The organism is Mesorhizobium sp. M7A.F.Ca.US.006.04.2.1 (assembly GCF_004022915.1).
Taxonomy (GTDB): Bacteria; Pseudomonadota; Alphaproteobacteria; order Rhizobiales; family Rhizobiaceae; genus Mesorhizobium; species Mesorhizobium ciceri.
Map to the genome: position 1 here is coordinate 1 of NZ_RZQA01001423.1, position 876 is coordinate 876.

Below are 876 nucleotides of genomic sequence, written 5' to 3' on the forward strand. Positions count from 1 at the left end.
ATGCGGTGCAGGGCTTCATGAAAGGCACCAAAGGTGTCGTCCGTGTCGGCGGCGTGCCGTTCTTCATGGACGCGATGATCAGCCGGATGATCGGAGAATTCCAGAAGCTCGAACCCGAGGTCACCGTTCAGCAGAGCTATATGAACCTGCCCGAGATGGTCGCGGCGCTGGACAGCAACCAGATCGACCTCGGCATCGTGCCGATCGGCGTTCTCGACCTTGGTCCCGGCTTCGAATTCACCGAAATCCTGCCCGGACGCAATGTCGTGGCTTGCCGGCCCGATCATCCCCTGCTGCGAAATCGCCGCCTCAGGGACGCATGACCTGACCAGCTTTCCCTGGGTGGCTCCCCTGCCCGGCTCTCCGCTGATGTCGGACCTGCAGATGATCCTGATGAGCATCGGCATGTCGGACCTGAACATCCGCTATTCGGGAGGCTCGCTGATGAGCGTGATCAACTTCCTTGCCGAAACCGATGCGTTGGCCGTGCTGCCATTCTCCGTAGTCTTCGCGCAGCGCAAGGAGAGCCGGGTTACGGTGCTGCCCTACGAAATCCCGCAGCCCAGCCGCTCACTCGGTATCCTTCGCCGGGTCAGCGGACCACGCTCACCGGCGGCAGAGCGCTTCGCCGGCCACGTCACGACCGCCTTCGAAAACCTGAAGCACATCATCAAACGGCATGAGAATGCCGTTGTCTGGGGACGGTAAACCAGCCTCGCTATTCGAATGATGCGGTAGCGTCACACAACGCGCATGTTTCCTCCAGCCGGAGGCGCTTCATCCCCGCGTCGCCGGTTAGGCTCGACGGCCGCCCGCCCCCAAAAGCCGTCGGGCCGCCAGAAATCCCGATATCCTATTGGTCACGCCCTCCTCCAC

At 62.1% G+C, this 876-nt stretch carries 2 protein-coding genes; both read left to right on the top strand.

What is annotated here, in order from left to right; genetic code table 11:
• The coding region (locus EN925_RS41575; RefSeq protein ID WP_281040710.1) for a LysR substrate-binding domain-containing protein at positions 1 to 323 on the top strand (323 nt) is incomplete at its 5' end.
• Positions 262 to 708 carry a LysR substrate-binding domain-containing protein gene (locus tag EN925_RS37795; RefSeq protein ID WP_281040711.1) on the top strand — a complete coding sequence of 149 codons (447 nt, stop codon included), beginning with the start codon at positions 262 to 264 and terminating at the stop codon, positions 706 to 708. The genes EN925_RS41575 and EN925_RS37795, both read left to right, overlap by 62 nt.
• Positions 709 to 876 lie beyond the last annotated feature (168 nt).